The 247-nt window shown below is 49.8% G+C and carries 1 protein-coding gene; it reads left to right on the top strand.

Annotated elements, in window-relative coordinates; genetic code table 11:
* Positions 1-221, top strand: a 221-nt coding sequence (locus ACY9Z2_RS19260; protein WP_463611288.1) for a hypothetical protein, incomplete at its 5' end; no start/stop codon positions are given.
* Positions 222-247 lie beyond the last annotated feature (26 nt).

Raw genomic sequence — 247 nt, 5'->3', positions numbered from 1 at the left:
ACTGCCTTGCGAACGATTACCTGCCCGACAGCCTGCTGCAGGAAAATCCCGGCTTAACCGGGTTGAATGCCGACTGCTCCTTGCAGATCAGCACCCGCAGCTCAGTCTACCAGATGGACGTAGTCGGTTTTAAAGAATCCGGATATATCGGAATGTACGGATACCGCACCGAATTCCTGCCTGAAGAAAAAAGACGGCAGGCCTTGCGGATCGAATTGTAAATCTCAAAATAACAAACCCTGTAAAT

It is taken from the genome of Virgibacillus sp. GM2-2 (assembly GCF_055329585.1).
Note: the sequence above shows the minus strand (reverse complement) of the source record. Positions and strands in the feature narration are given on the sequence as shown.